The sequence below is a fragment of the Mariprofundus sp. EBB-1 genome (genome assembly GCF_003665155.1).
In the GTDB taxonomy this organism is placed as follows: domain Bacteria; phylum Pseudomonadota; class Zetaproteobacteria; order Mariprofundales; family Mariprofundaceae; genus Mariprofundus.
In genome coordinates, this window is record NZ_RCFQ01000007.1 from 14,644 (window position 1) to 29,360 (window position 14,717).

Annotated in this window: 15 protein-coding genes and 1 tRNA gene; 7 read left to right on the forward strand and 9 right to left on the reverse strand. The window is 45.9% G+C overall.

The features are described 5' to 3' along the window. Positions 1-21: 21 nt before the first annotated feature. The 3 genes from D8Y20_RS04310 to D8Y20_RS04320 all read right to left on the reverse strand — a co-directional run bounded on the left by D8Y20_RS04310 (position 22) and on the right by D8Y20_RS04320 (position 2,383). Positions 22-96, reverse strand: a tRNA-Val gene (locus tag D8Y20_RS04310). Between the two features lie 184 nt (positions 97-280). After that, positions 281-1,186 (reverse strand): adenylate/guanylate cyclase domain-containing protein, encoded by a 906-nt coding sequence (locus tag D8Y20_RS04315; protein WP_236075245.1) that lies wholly within the window; start codon positions 1,184-1,186, stop codon positions 281-283. Between the two features lie 396 nt (positions 1,187-1,582). Next, positions 1,583-2,383 (reverse strand): fatty acid desaturase, encoded by an 801-nt coding sequence (locus D8Y20_RS04320; protein ID WP_121541814.1) that lies wholly within the window; start codon positions 2,381-2,383, stop codon positions 1,583-1,585. Between the two features lie 241 nt (positions 2,384-2,624). On the opposite strand from D8Y20_RS04320, the gene D8Y20_RS04325 reads away from it, so the two are divergent. Both D8Y20_RS04325 and D8Y20_RS04330 read left to right on the forward strand, forming a co-directional pair. Continuing rightward, positions 2,625-2,792, forward strand: a complete 168-nt coding sequence (locus D8Y20_RS04325; protein WP_121541815.1) for a YqaE/Pmp3 family membrane protein — start codon at positions 2,625-2,627, stop codon at positions 2,790-2,792. Between the two features lie 33 nt (positions 2,793-2,825). Further along, the gene (locus D8Y20_RS04330) at positions 2,826-3,722 is read left to right on the forward strand and encodes a hypothetical protein (RefSeq protein ID WP_121541816.1); all 897 of its coding nucleotides are present in this window, start codon (positions 2,826-2,828) and stop codon (positions 3,720-3,722) included. A 296-nt stretch (positions 3,723-4,018) separates the two neighbouring features. Here D8Y20_RS04330 and D8Y20_RS04335 read toward each other — a convergent pair whose 3' ends face one another. The 6 genes from D8Y20_RS04335 to D8Y20_RS04360 all read right to left on the reverse strand — a co-directional run bounded on the left by D8Y20_RS04335 (position 4,019) and on the right by D8Y20_RS04360 (position 9,091). Further along, positions 4,019-4,306: a PilZ domain-containing protein gene (locus D8Y20_RS04335; RefSeq protein ID WP_121541817.1), complete on the reverse strand. Its 288-nt coding sequence runs from the start codon at positions 4,304-4,306 to the stop codon at positions 4,019-4,021. 360 nt (positions 4,307-4,666) lie between these two features. Further along, on the reverse strand, positions 4,667-5,749 hold the full coding sequence (serC, locus tag D8Y20_RS04340; protein WP_121541818.1) for a 3-phosphoserine/phosphohydroxythreonine transaminase: 1,083 nt from the start codon (positions 5,747-5,749) through the stop codon (positions 4,667-4,669). Positions 5,750-5,891: 142 nt separating this feature from the next. Next, positions 5,892-6,680, reverse strand: coding sequence for a hypothetical protein (locus tag D8Y20_RS04345; protein ID WP_121541819.1), 789 nt, complete (start codon positions 6,678-6,680; stop codon positions 5,892-5,894). Positions 6,681-6,696: 16 nt separating this feature from the next. Beyond that, the gene (locus D8Y20_RS04350) at positions 6,697-8,244 is read right to left on the reverse strand and encodes a peptidoglycan-binding protein (RefSeq protein ID WP_147434015.1); all 1,548 of its coding nucleotides are present in this window, start codon (positions 8,242-8,244) and stop codon (positions 6,697-6,699) included. A gap of 87 nt (positions 8,245-8,331) precedes the next feature. Continuing rightward, complete coding sequence (locus D8Y20_RS04355) at positions 8,332-8,697, reverse strand: hypothetical protein (RefSeq protein WP_121541821.1); 366 nt, start codon at positions 8,695-8,697, stop codon at positions 8,332-8,334. Continuing rightward, positions 8,687-9,091 carry a hypothetical protein gene (locus tag D8Y20_RS04360; RefSeq protein WP_121541822.1) on the reverse strand — a complete coding sequence of 135 codons (405 nt, stop codon included), beginning with the start codon at positions 9,089-9,091 and terminating at the stop codon, positions 8,687-8,689. The genes D8Y20_RS04355 and D8Y20_RS04360 overlap by 11 nt, the downstream gene beginning before the upstream one ends. 372 nt (positions 9,092-9,463) lie before the next feature. Between D8Y20_RS04360 and rlmN the strand changes: the two genes are divergently transcribed. The 5 genes from rlmN (at position 9,464) to D8Y20_RS04385 (ending at position 14,659) form a co-directional block, all read left to right on the forward strand. Further along, a complete protein-coding gene (gene rlmN, locus D8Y20_RS04365) occupies positions 9,464-10,576 on the forward strand; it encodes a 23S rRNA (adenine(2503)-C(2))-methyltransferase RlmN (protein WP_121541823.1) in 1,113 nt (370 codons plus the stop codon). Positions 10,577-10,610: 34 nt separating this feature from the next. Then, the gene (gene mtnP / locus D8Y20_RS04370; RefSeq protein ID WP_121541824.1) at positions 10,611-11,480 is read left to right on the forward strand and encodes an S-methyl-5'-thioadenosine phosphorylase; all 870 of its coding nucleotides are present in this window, start codon (positions 10,611-10,613) and stop codon (positions 11,478-11,480) included. A gap of 53 nt (positions 11,481-11,533) precedes the next feature. Next, positions 11,534-12,262 carry a hypothetical protein gene (locus D8Y20_RS04375; RefSeq protein ID WP_236075246.1) on the forward strand — a complete coding sequence of 243 codons (729 nt, stop codon included), beginning with the start codon at positions 11,534-11,536 and terminating at the stop codon, positions 12,260-12,262. Then, positions 12,259-13,305, forward strand: a complete 1,047-nt coding sequence (locus D8Y20_RS04380) for a helix-turn-helix transcriptional regulator (RefSeq protein WP_121541826.1) — start codon at positions 12,259-12,261, stop codon at positions 13,303-13,305. The genes D8Y20_RS04375 and D8Y20_RS04380 overlap by 4 nt, the downstream gene beginning before the upstream one ends. Before the next feature lie 370 nt (positions 13,306-13,675). Then, complete coding sequence (locus D8Y20_RS04385) at positions 13,676-14,659, forward strand: adenosine kinase (RefSeq protein WP_121541827.1); 984 nt, start codon at positions 13,676-13,678, stop codon at positions 14,657-14,659. Positions 14,660-14,717: the final 58 nt, after the last annotated feature.

Sequence of the window (14,717 nt, forward strand, 5' to 3'; positions counted from 1 at the left end):
AAATCGACAAATTATTTAATCTGGTAGGCTCGGGCGGTTTCGAACCGCCGACCCCCACCATGTCAAGGTGGTGCTCTACCCCTGAGCTACGAGCCTATGTGGGTAATCCTCTTGCGAGGGCGGCGAACAGTATTCAACCCTCTTCCCCCGGTCAAGATAGTAAACCAAAATAGTATATCTCATTGCCTGCATTTGAAGGTGCAACAGCCTGCTACTTTAGTTTTGTAGATTTCAGCATGGGAATCAACACAAATCAGAGCGCTCTTCTTCGCCAACAGCTTTATTTATCTTTCAGGTTCCAGACACCATCCCAGTCGCGATTGTAAGGGGATTGGGAGAGTGTGTCACAACGGGCAGCCATAACCTTTCCGATGCCCAGGCCAAATTTATCGTACACCTTCTGAAAACCTTCTTTTGCCAGCGACCAATCACGCTGACAGTAAGCTGCATACGCTTCGCTATAATAGGGGATTGAATCAATTTTCTTGCCAAACCGGGGATCATTATCGACCAACAGCTCATAAAGGGTGATCGGCTCATGGAAATTCTTCAAAAAGACTCTGTCGATAAAACGATACGAAAATCGCTCATCCTCATTAATATAGGTCTCCGCTTCTTTAAAAAAATGTTCGGAAACCAGAATACGGGCGTCATAATACTTGGACTTACCTTCGATACGGGCAGCTTCGTGTACCCCCATGCCAATTGGATGCTTGCGACTATCCAGATAATAATAGACCAACGCGATATCACCGGTGGTGATACCAAAACCAATATCTATGCTGGGCCGGCACTTACCCGCACAGGTCGTCTCGTTATAAGCACGCATCCGGTCGGTTAGCCGATAGATATTTTCCATAATATATTTGGTATTGTCTTCCGGGAAAATGGCCATCAAGCCATCCCCGTAAATCTCAGTATGCGTTTTTTTATGGCCCAGATACAGATATTCATAGGAGGTCTTATGCACATCAAAAATAAATTGATCGTAGGTCACTTCTTGCTCGGACTCACCCTCAAGACGATATCTTCCCTGTTCAAAGTTCATCAGAATTTCGGTGGAGTCTCTTAGATCACAGAACATAATGATCCGCTTAGATTTTTCAGCAGCCAACTCATGACCAGACTGAGCCAGCATATCTTCACTGCCTGATATTTCCCCTGCGCCTTCGCTCATTTCACCCATTCAATCAGCTCCCCTGCGACCTTAATCAGCCGCAGCGCAATCTACTACAGTGCCAAAGGTGTACCAAAATCAGCACATACACCAGTATATGATCATCAGTGATAACCCGATGCATCCGACAATGCCAAGATACCCATAAACAGAGCTTACCATCGCAGCAGGCCTGCAGGCAATGAGGATAGCTCCTATAGTCTCTTTTCGTCACATTATGCGGTTCAGAAATTGTTTCTTCAGACTTTTATACGCCCTGACATAAAAACTTTTGATATGCTAGCAGATCACCTTCAGCAGATCACCTTCAGGGCAATCATTGATCAATGCCAATTGTCATGAGCATGATCACACGCCGGATCATAGCAACGTCACGGCATTCAGAATGTCTTCGATTACGCTATTTTAAGCACGTTTACGCTGCAGCCAATCATAAACAGGCATACTTGATGAGATAAGGTGATTAGGGATTTTGCCTTTAATCTGCTCATGCAACTCAGGCAAACGGGACCAGTGCAATCCTTGTTTATGGTGATGGGCAGTGTGATAACCCAGATTACCTGTGGTGATATTATAAAAGCGATTGAGATTATTTCTCGATGCCTCAAATTCATTATCGGTACTAAGACCGGAGTGATGTTTATATGTCGCCCAAGATGTAAGCAGTATTCCGCAAACCATGGGCAACACGAACAGAAACAGTGCTTGCATCGGCTTAAACCAAATTAATATACCGACCACCAAAAGCGTTAACAGGGTATAAAAAACAAATTCCTTCTGAAGTTTTGGAAAGCGTTTCCCTACAAAGAAACTGCGCAGATGAGCTGTAAGCGCCACATTGAATGTGTATTCAATTTTCCCCATTACTTTGCCTGATCTTCGTTTCCAGCGGCTTTCATCCTTGTGTTGATCCAAAAAATTCAAGTGATGCCCTAACACATGATGCTGTACCCACAGGTTAGTTGTGGCTCCGGTATGCAAGGCATAGCAGAACTCCAGCAGACGGTTTAAAGGCCTCTTTTTAAAGGTTGGTGTATGTTGGTGATGGTGGTTCCATGCTCCGATTTTACCTTTTGGTATTATCATCAACAGCCAGAAAGCAACCAGCAACCAGCTTTGCTCCAGCTGAAAATAGAGCGCAAAATCAAGACATGTAAGCGCAACAATAATAGTTACAGGCAGCCGGTCAGCAGGATATCTAAACACAGAGGTAAGTCCTTTACTTCAGTTTTAACGCGACACATTAGCGGTAATTCTCTGCATTGAACAATGATTTAAATTTAACATACACACAATAAGTATAGGTATATCAGTAATTTATAGCTTCTCAACAACGTCCAGCACTGAAAAAACAAACGCTTAAAGTCATTTCAGCGATAGCCACTTATCGACAATGCGTGAGCAAATAATGAGAATCGCCACAATATTTTTTCACTCGGAGTATACTATGAACATTCTAAACCTAATTCTTTCCATCATCCTGCCACCGGTCGGTGCCTTTCTTCAGGTTGGTGCGACTAAGCACTTTTTCATCAATATCGTATTAACCCTGCTTGGTTTCCTGCCAGGCGTGCTGCATGCCCTATGGCTGGTTGCAAGCGACAAAAAATCGTAATCAGGGCAACACCACCCCTGTGGAAAAGACTCTATGAACGGTTCCAGTCAAAAGCTGAGAACTGCTCTGCTACTGCTTCTGCTCAGCGCTCTGTTTTTCGGTGCGTCTTACATCAAACTGCCTGGCGTTGACCGGATTGCAGACGCTTACTTTAGCGAGTCAATCAAAGCAGCAACGATAGCTTATGGCACCACCCGCGGTGTCAATGCTGTAGTCTCGGTGGTCAAAGAGTCTCATTTGGAACTCGCTCCAGCAGGTGTAGGTGTCACCATCGCTGCTGGCCAGATCCTTGATCCGATTGATGACATGACAGAGCGCCTCTCTTCTGTTCTGGTTGCAGCCATCGCCTCTCTTGGCATCCAGAAACTAGGCTTTGAGGTCTCAGAAGCGATCTCCTTTAAGGCCATCTCAATCCTGTTGCTGCTCACCATCCCTCTGCTCTGGACGGGAAGCTCAAGCACGCCACTCATTCAGACCGCCATCAAATTCAGCCTGATCCTGCTGCTCTTGCGTTTTATGCTGCCAGCTTCGGCCATCATCAGTGATGCATTGTATAGCAACTGGTTACAGCCGGACATAGAACATTCGATGCAGAAGCTCTCCGTGATTTCTGATAATTATGATGAGATGAGCAGCATGACGCCTGAAAAAAGTCGGGGCTTCTTCTCATCTTTGACCGCAGGCGCATCAGATAATGTGGAGATGACCCGTCAGGCGTTTCTGAATACGGTAGAGAATGCTGAAAATATTATCGCATCCCTGCTTAATCTGATGACCGCTTATCTGACGATTTTTATCGTACAGGTGCTGCTGTTACCACTATTCATGCTCTGGTTGCTTGTCGCCCTGTTCAAAAGCAGAACATTGGATGCGTTCACAACATCTCTGGCCTGCAGACTTGTGCCCACTCAACAGCAACCCACCAGCTGATTGTAACACTGAAATGAGCCAGAAAGCTCAGTGCTTTATCTCCACCTGCCATTCATAAAAATAACAACGCAAAGCACCCGACCTTACCTTCTCATGACACTCAGACACGAACTCAGCCTCACCACTTTTTGGTGGTGCTTATAATAATGTTTATTGATCGTTTATCGATTGGAAAAGCCGGAATATCCACACCTGACAACAAGACCACTTCACGATGCCATGGCTTGCTTGAGTTCGGTAGATACTGAAAAAAAACATTGCTTCATGAAAGATCTCTATTTAATGCACCAAGCCTGCTAAAGAATGATGCCCATTCTGTATAAATCCATCCCGTCATCCTCATCGGCAAGCGCACACCAAGCCACACGCCCGATCATTTCAATATGCGCCCTACCCCGTTTAAATCCCATGCGAATTTTCTCTCCCTGCTGCAAGCAAGCATTGGATTTCAAGCCAACACCGTTAGCGGAAATATCACATACCTTCTCTACTCTGAAGTATTGACCTGAAATGAGGTGATAAAGCTCTCCGGTTGAAATACCGCGTGTAACATGGCGCTTTTCTGTTCGCATTTCATTTTCCATGACGACCCCTCCTGGAAATTCAGAAACCGACCTTCATCACTAACAAGGTCAGCAGATGCAGTCGAAAAAGACTTCCATGCTATTCGTTGTGCCGCATCGTCCGATCCTCCATGGATCCCAATAACTTTATACTGCGCCCGTTTCTCCAAGTTGTATATCCTAAACTTATAGCCTGTAAAATGACTGCGTCAGCAATCATTCTTCAAAATAAGGTCTAGCACACTTCATGATCTAAAAGAATTCCCATCAACATCCACGCAAAAGGGCCCAGCCATACATGATGGCCGGGCCCTTGATATCCATAAACAATGATAGAACTGAAACCATCCAGGTTTCAGCCCGAAGTAATGCTAGCTGTTATTAGCCTTGGTTCTTTGCAAAGTCATGCATATAAGAGACCAGCGCATCTACACCTGCTTCCGGCATCGCATTATAAATACTGGCACGCATACCGCCGACAGAACGATGACCTTTCAGCGTAATCAGACCGCGTTCTGCTGCGCCTTTTAGAAACGCTGCATCCATATCAGCATCTGGCAGGGTAAATGGTACATTCATCCACGAGCGACCATTCTTAGCCACCGGACTACCATAGAAATCTCCACCATCAATCACGGCATAAAGCTTCTCGGCTTTGCGCTGGTTAATTTCACCCATTGCCGCTAATCCACCTTGCTCTTTAATCCATTCAAATACCAATCCGGCCACATACCAACTGTAAGTTGCAGGCGTATTGTACATTGAATCATTGCTGGCCTGGGTTTCAAGATTGAATACTGCTGGCGTACTGGCTGATGCCTTGCCCAACAGATCCTCACGGATAATCACGATACAGAGGCCGGCAGGGCCAATATTCTTCTGTGCGCCGGCATAGATCATACCGAATTTGGATACATCAATCGGACGCGAAAGAATGGTGGAAGACATGTCGGCAATCAGCGGCACATCACCCGTTTCCGGAATATAGTCGAATTCAACGCCACCAATCGTCTCATTAGGCGTATAGTGCACATAGGCTGCATCGGGATTCAACTGCAGCGATTCCTGTGTAGGCACAGTAGAAAATCCGCCTTCGGAAGTATCCGCAACAACATTCACCGTGCAGTAACGCTTCGCTTCAGCAATCGCTTTTTTCGACCACACACCGGTATTGATATAATCGGCACTATCCTTGTCACCCAGCAGGTTCAACGGAATCATGGTAAATTGAGCAGAGGCACCACCTTGCAAAAATAACACTTTATAATTATCCGGAATCGACATCACGTCGCGCAGGTCTTTCTCAGCCTTATCCGCGATAGACATATATTCCTTACCGCGATGACTCATTTCCATCACAGACATACCTGAGCCATGCCAATCCAGCATCTCCTGCTGCGCACGTTCAATAACGGCCGTTGGTAACATCGCAGGCCCTGCACTAAAATTATAATGTCTTGTCATGGTTATACATCCTGATGATCTGTTATTATTAAAAGACTATGCCTTCAATGACTCTGTCTAAGAAAACGCATGCATGGTAGCGACAGAAGATCAGATGCTCAACCCACGTTTAACTTTCAACAACGCAACCGGATATAAACACCTATACGTTTATCAATTCATTCGGATCATATTCAGTTCTTGCATGAACAATTGTATCGGCCTCTTTATCCCTTCGAATATGCAAACCGGACAATTTATCTTTATCCCATAGCCTTTTCATCAGGGTAATTTGATGTGCAATACCGTTCAGGTCTTTTTCAACAACCAGAGTCTGAATAGCTTTCATCTCACGCCTTGAAGCTCCAGTCATCTTTATGCCACGATTAAATACCAGCGAAAGCAGCATCGACTGAGCGTCGGCAGGCAGCAGCTCTACCCCCGGATATGCCTTTTTTGTTTTCTCAGCATATTTCGGTAACGTTGCCGAGCAATGAACATCACTCGCTACAGCTAGTGGAACGGTGACCGATTTCACAGATGAAAGCGCTACATGCGCTGATTCACCTTTAAGCCCTGCTACATCGATCAGTTTATCTAATTCAACATCGGTGATTTTACCTTGCCAATCTTTTTTGATTTGCGTCTTGTTTTGATAACCCAGGTCATAACCTATTCCAATGGTGATACCGCTCCGCCCCTTTGGCCACGTCGGGTGAGACAGAAATCGTCTATAATACGCCTGAGAAGAGATCTCAAAAAACACAATCTGTTCCAGCCCTTTTCTTGAACATGTCAGACTGTAAGCCTGATCCGCTTTTTCTATACCCAAGGATGCATCAAGTAATGATTCGATGCGTGTAAGCGTATCAGGTCCAAGCATGCCGTCATCATCAATACCAAAACGTCGTTGAATCGCCTTCAACCTTTCAGTCGTTTTTTTTGAAGTCATTATCCCTCCCCTACAACTAAGCTAAACCAAGTGCTTCCTCATGTCGCTGCGCCTCAATAAATATCGGAGCCCAATGCGATATACTCTTATACAATTTTAGCAAGGCCATGAGCAGACCCGCCCAACTAACCAGCCATACCTTCTTTAATAGTCCCAGTAAAATATCAAGAAAAGAAGCCAGGAAATCGCAAGACACACTGAATAATCCGGCTCGAGCACTGACATAATCAGCGATTCGACAAAGATCATCAGGATTACTTTCAGCCCTCACCAACACCCTGTAGTCACTATCAAAATCTCGAGAAAACAACACCAGCGAATCGACTGAAACACCTAAGCTTTCCATCGGCAACTCAAGAACTCGCTTGGAAAAAAACGCGATAGAACCTGCCACACCTTTAATAACAGCTCTCACACCCTCATAAGCTTTTAAAATATACTGGTAAGCGATTCGAGAAAGGTTTTTGACAAAACCAACCATTTTTCCAAGCCCTTTTTTTACCATTGCACTTAACCAACGCCAGGCTCGCTTTATTCCATCCCAAACGCGTGCACCTATGCCAGAGATATGATCCCAAATCTGTTGCAGCAAGGTGTCATTCTTATTTTCATCCATTGCTATATTGAGTTGTTCGAACACATCTTCACTATCGGGAGCCTCTTCTTCTGATTCTGCTAGCAGCGCATGGATACCCTTGAAAAAGTCTGGAAAACTCCATTTTACAAAGCACGTCGCCTTCATCTCAGGTGTAGAGCGTTTATCCTTTCCCAGTCCTTCCCAGTACTGCACAAGCAATGGGTATAATGGATGATTGTCGTGTAAATCAAGCCCCCTACTTTGCTCAAATGTACGATCACCTTCACCATAACCATCCGGTTTAATCTCATAACCCGCCAGCCACAACTCGATCTTCGCCATAGCAATCACAAACGGACGAATACAACGCAAATTCTCCAAGCCTTTAACAGACCCTCCGCCCGCCAAGCGTTCAACGAATCCATCCTGATTGAAAATCAGTTCTAATGTTGCCAAGTCGATATCTCTGAGTGAAGTTTGCAGCCGAAGCTCATCCCATCTCAATACTTTCGCTACTTCAGCAAGATGCCTTAGTCCGGCATTAATAATACTCGGTTTAATATTCCTACCTGGAGGGATTTCTATCAAGCCCAGAGCAAATAGTCGAAGGTGCAGTGCCCGTTTCAGCGCTGGACAGGGCTTGCCATTTTTCATCCACTTTTCAAGATGGGATGGTGCCTCAAAACTGATCAATTCCTGTAGTGCAAGCCACGTATGCTCACCAACCCAGCCGTCCCGCCTTAGTCGCATCTCACCAGATGCCGCCTGTTGAAATTTTTCAACAACCGGTTCCAATGCCTGCCACTGTTCACCACCATCCGTATTTGAGACCTGATAACCGAGCAACGTCAGGCGATCACGGATTGTATTCAACCTTGATTGCGAATAAGCATGCTCTGACTGAGGTTGTTCATCAGGCAATGGCGTAATGACATGATCACCCACTGCCTGACCTATCGCATCTTCCAGACATACGTATTTATCCAACAATTCAACCGTGTGAATCGATTTAGCTTGCCTCCGGTCGAACGCCCGAGGTAATCCACACAAGTTGATTTTCTGAGGAGCGATGACTTACCCCTTTGAAACGCCCAAAGCGCTGGAAAACAGGGCCATAATACCATGTCGTGTTTCAATACCAGCCTTCAAAGCCGATTCATGCACGCGCTGCACATGGCTATCAAAACCAGCCTCAGGAACCAGATTGATCGCATCACCATCACAGTTCATTTTAGTTACTGCGACGAGTTTGAGATTCTCTGGCCGACCAATTGAAGCCTTTAGATAACTTTCAAACTTGCTTACATCAATATCCTTTCCTTCTTTATCTTTGAGCTTCGTAATATCAATACTTCCGGTATATGTCTGCACCTCCAGAGATGCAAGATCAACAAAAGCATCCTTCAATGTTCCAATGGCTTCATTCAATTTACTTGGCATTTTCTCTTCCTCCCAAATACAGCATCATTTTGACCATCCCCATGCCAATACATTTTAATACCGCATGGTGAAAGTTTTTCTGAGACTGTGAACACGCATCCGCATAAGTACTTTGTTCTGTCACCGGATCTCTGTTTATCCAATAACAGCTTGTTATGATCTGACTCGCAGCGAGCTTGTTAAAAAAATGTTCCCAGCTCTTATACTCCAGTTTTTTATTGCACTGCTTATCATTCACCATAGAAAAATAACGATACCAATCCGGATAAAATTGGGCTCCATTTTTTGGAATAGTTTCCAGATCACATACAAATGTTTTCACCTGGGCTTCTTGGCTCAATCCTGTACCAAGGTAAGTTTTCAATGATGACAGTGCCAAATCCAAGCCTCTCATATTGCCACCGATTTGATGCGTGAATTCAATGTATTGGACTCTGAGTGAGAGCATGGCGATAAGAGAGGGCAAACATTCTGAAGATGTTCAAACGTTGGATATATTGTAATTATATCAGATAAATCCATATCTTCCCCCCGGAAAATATTCTTTTATCCACGTCCATGTGCATTACGGGAATGCTCTGTCCCTGACAGGCTCTACCCTAAAGAACTATTTTTCAATACACATCCCCCATATGGGGGATATTTGGTGTTTTATTGAATGCCATTCATCAGTCGCTGAACCTCTGCACTGTCTGATTCATGTGGTATGATACTTCATCAATGACGAAACTATCACGCTTATGGTTCCTCTGTCACAATACGCCGCATGACAGAACAGATCCCATTTCCATCTACCGATAAGCTGCAACTACCTGCGATTTTATTGCCTCAACTTAAAGTGTTGATGCAGGACTGGGGAAAGCCAGCGTTTCGCGCCAAGCAGATCATTGACTGGTGCAATAAAGGCATTCTTGATCCTGATGCGATGAAAAATATTCCGGGTGATGTCCGCGACACACTCAAAGATAAACTCCTCTGTGAACCACTCACGCTGATTCGGCGTGAATGCTCTACAGATGGCACACGCAAATATGTCTTTGCACTTAAACGCGGACGTTTTGCCGGCAAAATGGTGGAAAGCGTGTTTATCCCGGAAGAGAAACGCGGCACCGTATGCATCTCTTCACAAGTAGGCTGCGTGCTGGATTGTCCTTTCTGTCATACTGGCACACAGGGGTTCGAAGCCAACCTGAGTGCGGGCGAGATTGTTGCTCAGGTGCTGGCTATTAAAGCCGACTTACGCACCGAACCGATTTCAGCCCGATCGATTGACGGTGACACACTGCATAGCGATATCACGCATATCGTCTATATGGGCATGGGTGAACCCATGGCCAATGAAGCAGCTGTGCACGAGAGCATTGCCCTGCTGATGGATGAAGATGCACTGCATATCTCACGCCGCCGCATCACAGTATCAACATCCGGGCTAACGCCGCAAATTGAACGCCTTGGCGAACTTCACCCTGTCAATCTGGCTATATCACTGCATTCAGCCATTGAAGAAAAACGGGATACGCTAGTGCCCATTAATCGCAAATATCCTTTGCAAACCCTGCGCGAATGCTTGAACACATACCCCGTTCGCAAACAACGTCACATTACACTGGAATATGTACTGCTCGATGGCATCAATGATCAGCAGGAAGATTTGAACGCCTTAATTGCCTTTGTGAACCCGGAACGCGAACGTGTGAACCTGATTCAGTTCAATGCTTTTCCGGGCAGCCCATACAGTGGTTCATCAAAGAATCACATGAAAGCATTTGCGCAAGAATTGATTTCTAAAGGCATTCGTGCCACTGTAAGGCGCTCGCGGGGGGATGACATTATGGCAGCCTGCGGTCAGTTAAAAGCAAATACAAAGGCGGACACGTAAGAACAATTATGAACACACCGACTTGGCAGGGTCTATGAGCAGACAGCAATCAGGACGCACCGGCATTATTGGCGGCAGTGGTTTGTACGACATTGAAGGCGTCAAAGTGCTCGAAACACTTGATATCGACACACCTTTCGGTAAGCCATCTGACAGTCTGATGCTGGCCGAAATCCATGGCCAGGAAGTCGTTTTTTTACCACGACATGGACGTGGGCACACCATTCCCCCCCACAAAATCAATTACCGCGCCAATATTTACGCCATGAAATTAGCTGGCGTGAATCGCATTATTTCGATCTCGGCTGTCGGCTCCCTGAAAGAACACATTGCACCGGGTGATTTTATACTGGTCGATCAATTTGTTGATCGCACCCACAGCCGTGAAAGCAGCTTCTTTGATGGCCCTATTGTAGCGCATGTATCGATGGCTGATCCGGTTTGCAGCTGCCTGAAATCAGATCTCTCAGTAGCTTGTCAGCAAGCAGATATAAAGACCCATCAACAGGGTAGCTATCTGGTGATGCAAGGGCCACAATTTTCTAGCAGAGCAGAATCAAACCTCTACCGTTCATGGGATATGGACGTCATTGGCATGACCAATTTACCAGAGGCCAAATTGGCTCGCGAAGCAGAAATTTGTTATGCCACCGTTGCCATGAGCACCGATTATGATTGTTGGCACACTGAAGAAGAAGATGTCTCTGTAGCATCGATTGTCGAAGTCATGCACGCCAATGTGGCCAAAGCACAACGCATGTTGCAGCAGTTTTTCTCTCACCCCTCGACGCATGAGACATGCAGCTGCCAGCAAGCGCTTGAGCATGGTATTTTTGCGGATTTGAAAGCACAGGATGATCAGGCTATTCGCCCCATTCATGCCTTGGTAAAACGTTTCCTATGAAGCTACGCAACACATTCATCCGAATATGTGCCTTCATATTTCTGAGTATGATCATGGCTGCATGTGCAACGACTCCTCGCTCAACAATGGATGCAGACACACAGGAAAAACTGGCACATATTCATTATCAGCTTGGCATTGATGCGCTTGGCAAAGAAGGCATGTTACCCAAAGCGTTTGATGAACTGATGAAGTCCAATACGATTCAGCCTAATCAACCCCATGTCTTGGATGCATTGGCTTATGCATGGCTGTTGCGCGGAGACTTGAAAAAATCAGAATCTTACTACATCCAGGCCCTTCAATATGGCCCCCGTGCCAGTATTTACAATAATTATGCCAGCCTACTCAATCGTTTAGAACTCTACAAAAAGGCAGAACAAAATGCGCGCCATGCGTTGGATGATCCCCGCTATCCCAATCAGGATCTTGCTTTTATCAATTTGGGCAACGCTCTGCTGGGGCAACTTAAATATCCGGAAGCCATCAAAAACTTTCAGCAAGCCAAGCTATTTAATCCTTCTAACGCCTTATCCGATTACAGAATTGCTTACACCTATTTCAAACAGAACAAATTACGTGAAGCCCGGCTGTTGTATGAAGCGCTTATTCGCAAACAAGCGGGGAATCGTAACGCCGTAGAAGGAATGCTCGCCGTCCTGAATAAACAACATGACAACCCTCAAGCCCGTGCCGTTTTAAATGCTTTTGCGCAACAGACATCATCGCCATTGGATAAAGCCTGGGCACTCAATCAAATAAAGAGGCTGGACCGCCCATGAATACAAGCCAAGCAAACACACCAGAAGATAACGAAAAACTTATTTCTCCACGCCAATTGCTGCTGCAAGAAATTGCAACGATGCTCGTAGAGGCTCGCACTGCAAAACAACAACCTATCTCTAAACCGGTACGAAAATTAAAAATACCTGCCAATCACCTGCAAGCACTTGAGAGCGGTAAATGGGATTCATTGCCAGATGATGTCTATGTTATCGGTTTCTTACGTCAGTACAGCAAATACCTTGGCATTGATCTTTCCGAGCAAATTGATCGCCTGAAAAACCCTGACTATACCCTGACCCGCCCCCTGACATTTCCCGATCCACCGGTGGCACCATCACGCCTGTGGGCATGGCTGACAGGCGGTGCTTTTGTAGTGTTATTTATCCTGTTTAATGTTCTCAACAACGATGATAATCAGGACGTTCATGTTCAGGCGGATAACACTCCGGCGGCTCCGGGCACTGCACAGACCATCAACAACAGTGATGATACAGCGAACGCAATCACCCCATCCACAGTGAATACAACAGGTTCTGATGCCAAATCCAATGACCCCGCCACTCATAATGTTGCTGATACAGCAACAACTCTGGCCAGTAAACAAATAGCCGAAGCATTAAAAAACGCTGCGGTAGAAAACACTGCCGTTAAACCTGCAAGCAAAACAAACAAACCTGCTTCAGCCAGCGTTAACGCCAAGCTCAAGACCTTGCCGGCACTGCAACAGATTCAACCCAAGCAGCAGGCCAAAACCAAGCTACATGAATTTCGCTTTGAAGCGGTAACGGCCCCCGTTTGGATGCAGATATTTTTACCCAACGCAGCCGGTGATGGAAAAGGACGCCTGTTAAAAGAGATATTATTAAAAAAAGGGCGCGTCTCGACCATCCGCTACGCCACAGAAACCTTGTGGATTACCTGTGGCAATGCCTTAGCACTGCGCATTTATGTTGATCGCAAAACGGTTGTGCATACAGGCAAGCTCGGAGCCGGTAAAAAAGTCTTGCGTGATTACCGCTTTGACATCAGCACGCAATAGCTTCCACGCACTGCATTAAATACATAAAAGCTTTCCTGATTACTTATGAAGCTCAGCCAAGCCGATAACCAATCACAGACATGCTATGGTGACCTTCAAGCATATTGGAGCCTCTAACATTTGATGACCGCCAGATAACTTATTTTTATACGTAATAAAGAATCTTAGCCACTGATTACACGAATACCCCAGGGCACTTTCTCTGCGCCAACGCATTCACCTTGTAAGGCATATCATCTTAGGGTTTTAATTCGTGTAATTCGTGGCTCGCTTGTGTTTCTGTCTTTAGTTAAAGAGATGCGCTGGTATTCCGGGGCAGCAGTGGCAGCATGCCGGCCAATAATTTTAATTCTTTCAAATGGAGCGACAGATGGGTTTCGATGTGTTTGGTGTAGGCAATGCAATTATGGATATTCAGGTGCGTACCGACGATGCATTTCTCTCATCCATGGAAATTGAGAAAGGCATTATGACGCTAACGGATGATGCCCGTCAGAAAGAGATTCTGGATGCGCTTTCCGACCATAAAATTAACCTCTGCTCCGGCGGTTCAGCCGCTAACACGATCGTTGGCATTGCCGATATGGGTGGCAGCGCCGCATACGCGTGCAAAACCGGCCAGGACACATTTGGCGAGCAATATCTTGATGAGATGAAAACACTCGGAGTTGCCATTGAGATTGCCGCAACCAAAGGACAAACAGGCACCTGTGTTGTACTTGTTACGCCCGATGCGCAGCGCACCATGCTCACCAGTCTCGGCATCTCCAGCTCGCTCGATGCTGATGACATTGTAGAAGCGGAAATCGCCAAAGCGAAATATGTCTATATTGAGGGTTATCTGTTCCTCGGCGACAGCACCAAAGCCGCCGCCCTGAAAGCCATTGAACTGGCTAAAAAGAACAATGTTAAAGTTGCCCTGACCATTTCCGATCCTTTTTTGATCGATATCTGCCGGGACCAATTTCAACAACTCATCGAAGGCCCTGTGGATCTATTGTTCTGCAATGAAGATGAAGCCAAAGCATTGACCGGCAAGGAAGATCCCATCGATTGCGCCCAGGCCATTCATCAGCATTGTGAGAATGTTGCACTCACACTGGGTAAAAATGGCTCCATCATTATGCATGAAGGTGAAGCGCTTCCGGTTGAAGGTGTTGAAGTAAATGCTATCGACACGACTGGTGCAGGGGATATGTATGCTGCTGGTGTACTCTACGGCATCACCAATGGCCTAACATGGCAGCAAGCCGGACATTTAGGTTCACACGCAGCGGCCCGCGTAGTGTCTCAACTTGGAGCCCGCCTGCCCAACCCATTGACTGCCGATGAAATCAAGGCACTGCTGGCTTAATACTCCAAACAACAACATGCTCTGAATCCGGCCCTGTTCTCCACGCCAACATATGCTG

What these genes read in the sequence shown, in the direction of transcription:
- D8Y20_RS04315 (WP_236075245.1), bottom strand. Translation starts at nt 1,186, where the DNA reads ATGGGTGAAATGAGCGAAGGCGCAGGGGAAATATCAGGCAGTGAAGAT.
- D8Y20_RS04325 (WP_121541815.1), top strand. Translation starts at nt 2,625, where the DNA reads ATGAACATTCTAAACCTAATTCTTTCCATCATCCTGCCACCGGTCGGT.
- D8Y20_RS04330 (WP_121541816.1), top strand. Translation starts at nt 2,826, where the DNA reads ATGAACGGTTCCAGTCAAAAGCTGAGAACTGCTCTGCTACTGCTTCTG.
- D8Y20_RS04335 (WP_121541817.1), bottom strand. Translation starts at nt 4,306, where the DNA reads ATGGAAAATGAAATGCGAACAGAAAAGCGCCATGTTACACGCGGTATT.
- serC (WP_121541818.1), bottom strand. Translation starts at nt 5,749, where the DNA reads ATGACAAGACATTATAATTTTAGTGCAGGGCCTGCGATGTTACCAACG.
- D8Y20_RS04345 (WP_121541819.1), bottom strand. Translation starts at nt 6,680, where the DNA reads ATGACTTCAAAAAAAACGACTGAAAGGTTGAAGGCGATTCAACGACGT.
- D8Y20_RS04355 (WP_121541821.1), bottom strand. Translation starts at nt 8,697, where the DNA reads ATGCCAAGTAAATTGAATGAAGCCATTGGAACATTGAAGGATGCTTTT.
- D8Y20_RS04360 (WP_121541822.1), bottom strand. Translation starts at nt 9,091, where the DNA reads ATGAGAGGCTTGGATTTGGCACTGTCATCATTGAAAACTTACCTTGGT.
- rlmN (WP_121541823.1), top strand. Translation starts at nt 9,464, where the DNA reads ATGACAGAACAGATCCCATTTCCATCTACCGATAAGCTGCAACTACCT.
- mtnP (WP_121541824.1), top strand. Translation starts at nt 10,611, where the DNA reads ATGAGCAGACAGCAATCAGGACGCACCGGCATTATTGGCGGCAGTGGT.
- D8Y20_RS04375 (WP_236075246.1), top strand. Translation starts at nt 11,534, where the DNA reads ATGGCTGCATGTGCAACGACTCCTCGCTCAACAATGGATGCAGACACA.
- D8Y20_RS04380 (WP_121541826.1), top strand. Translation starts at nt 12,259, where the DNA reads ATGAATACAAGCCAAGCAAACACACCAGAAGATAACGAAAAACTTATT.
- D8Y20_RS04385 (WP_121541827.1), top strand. Translation starts at nt 13,676, where the DNA reads ATGGGTTTCGATGTGTTTGGTGTAGGCAATGCAATTATGGATATTCAG.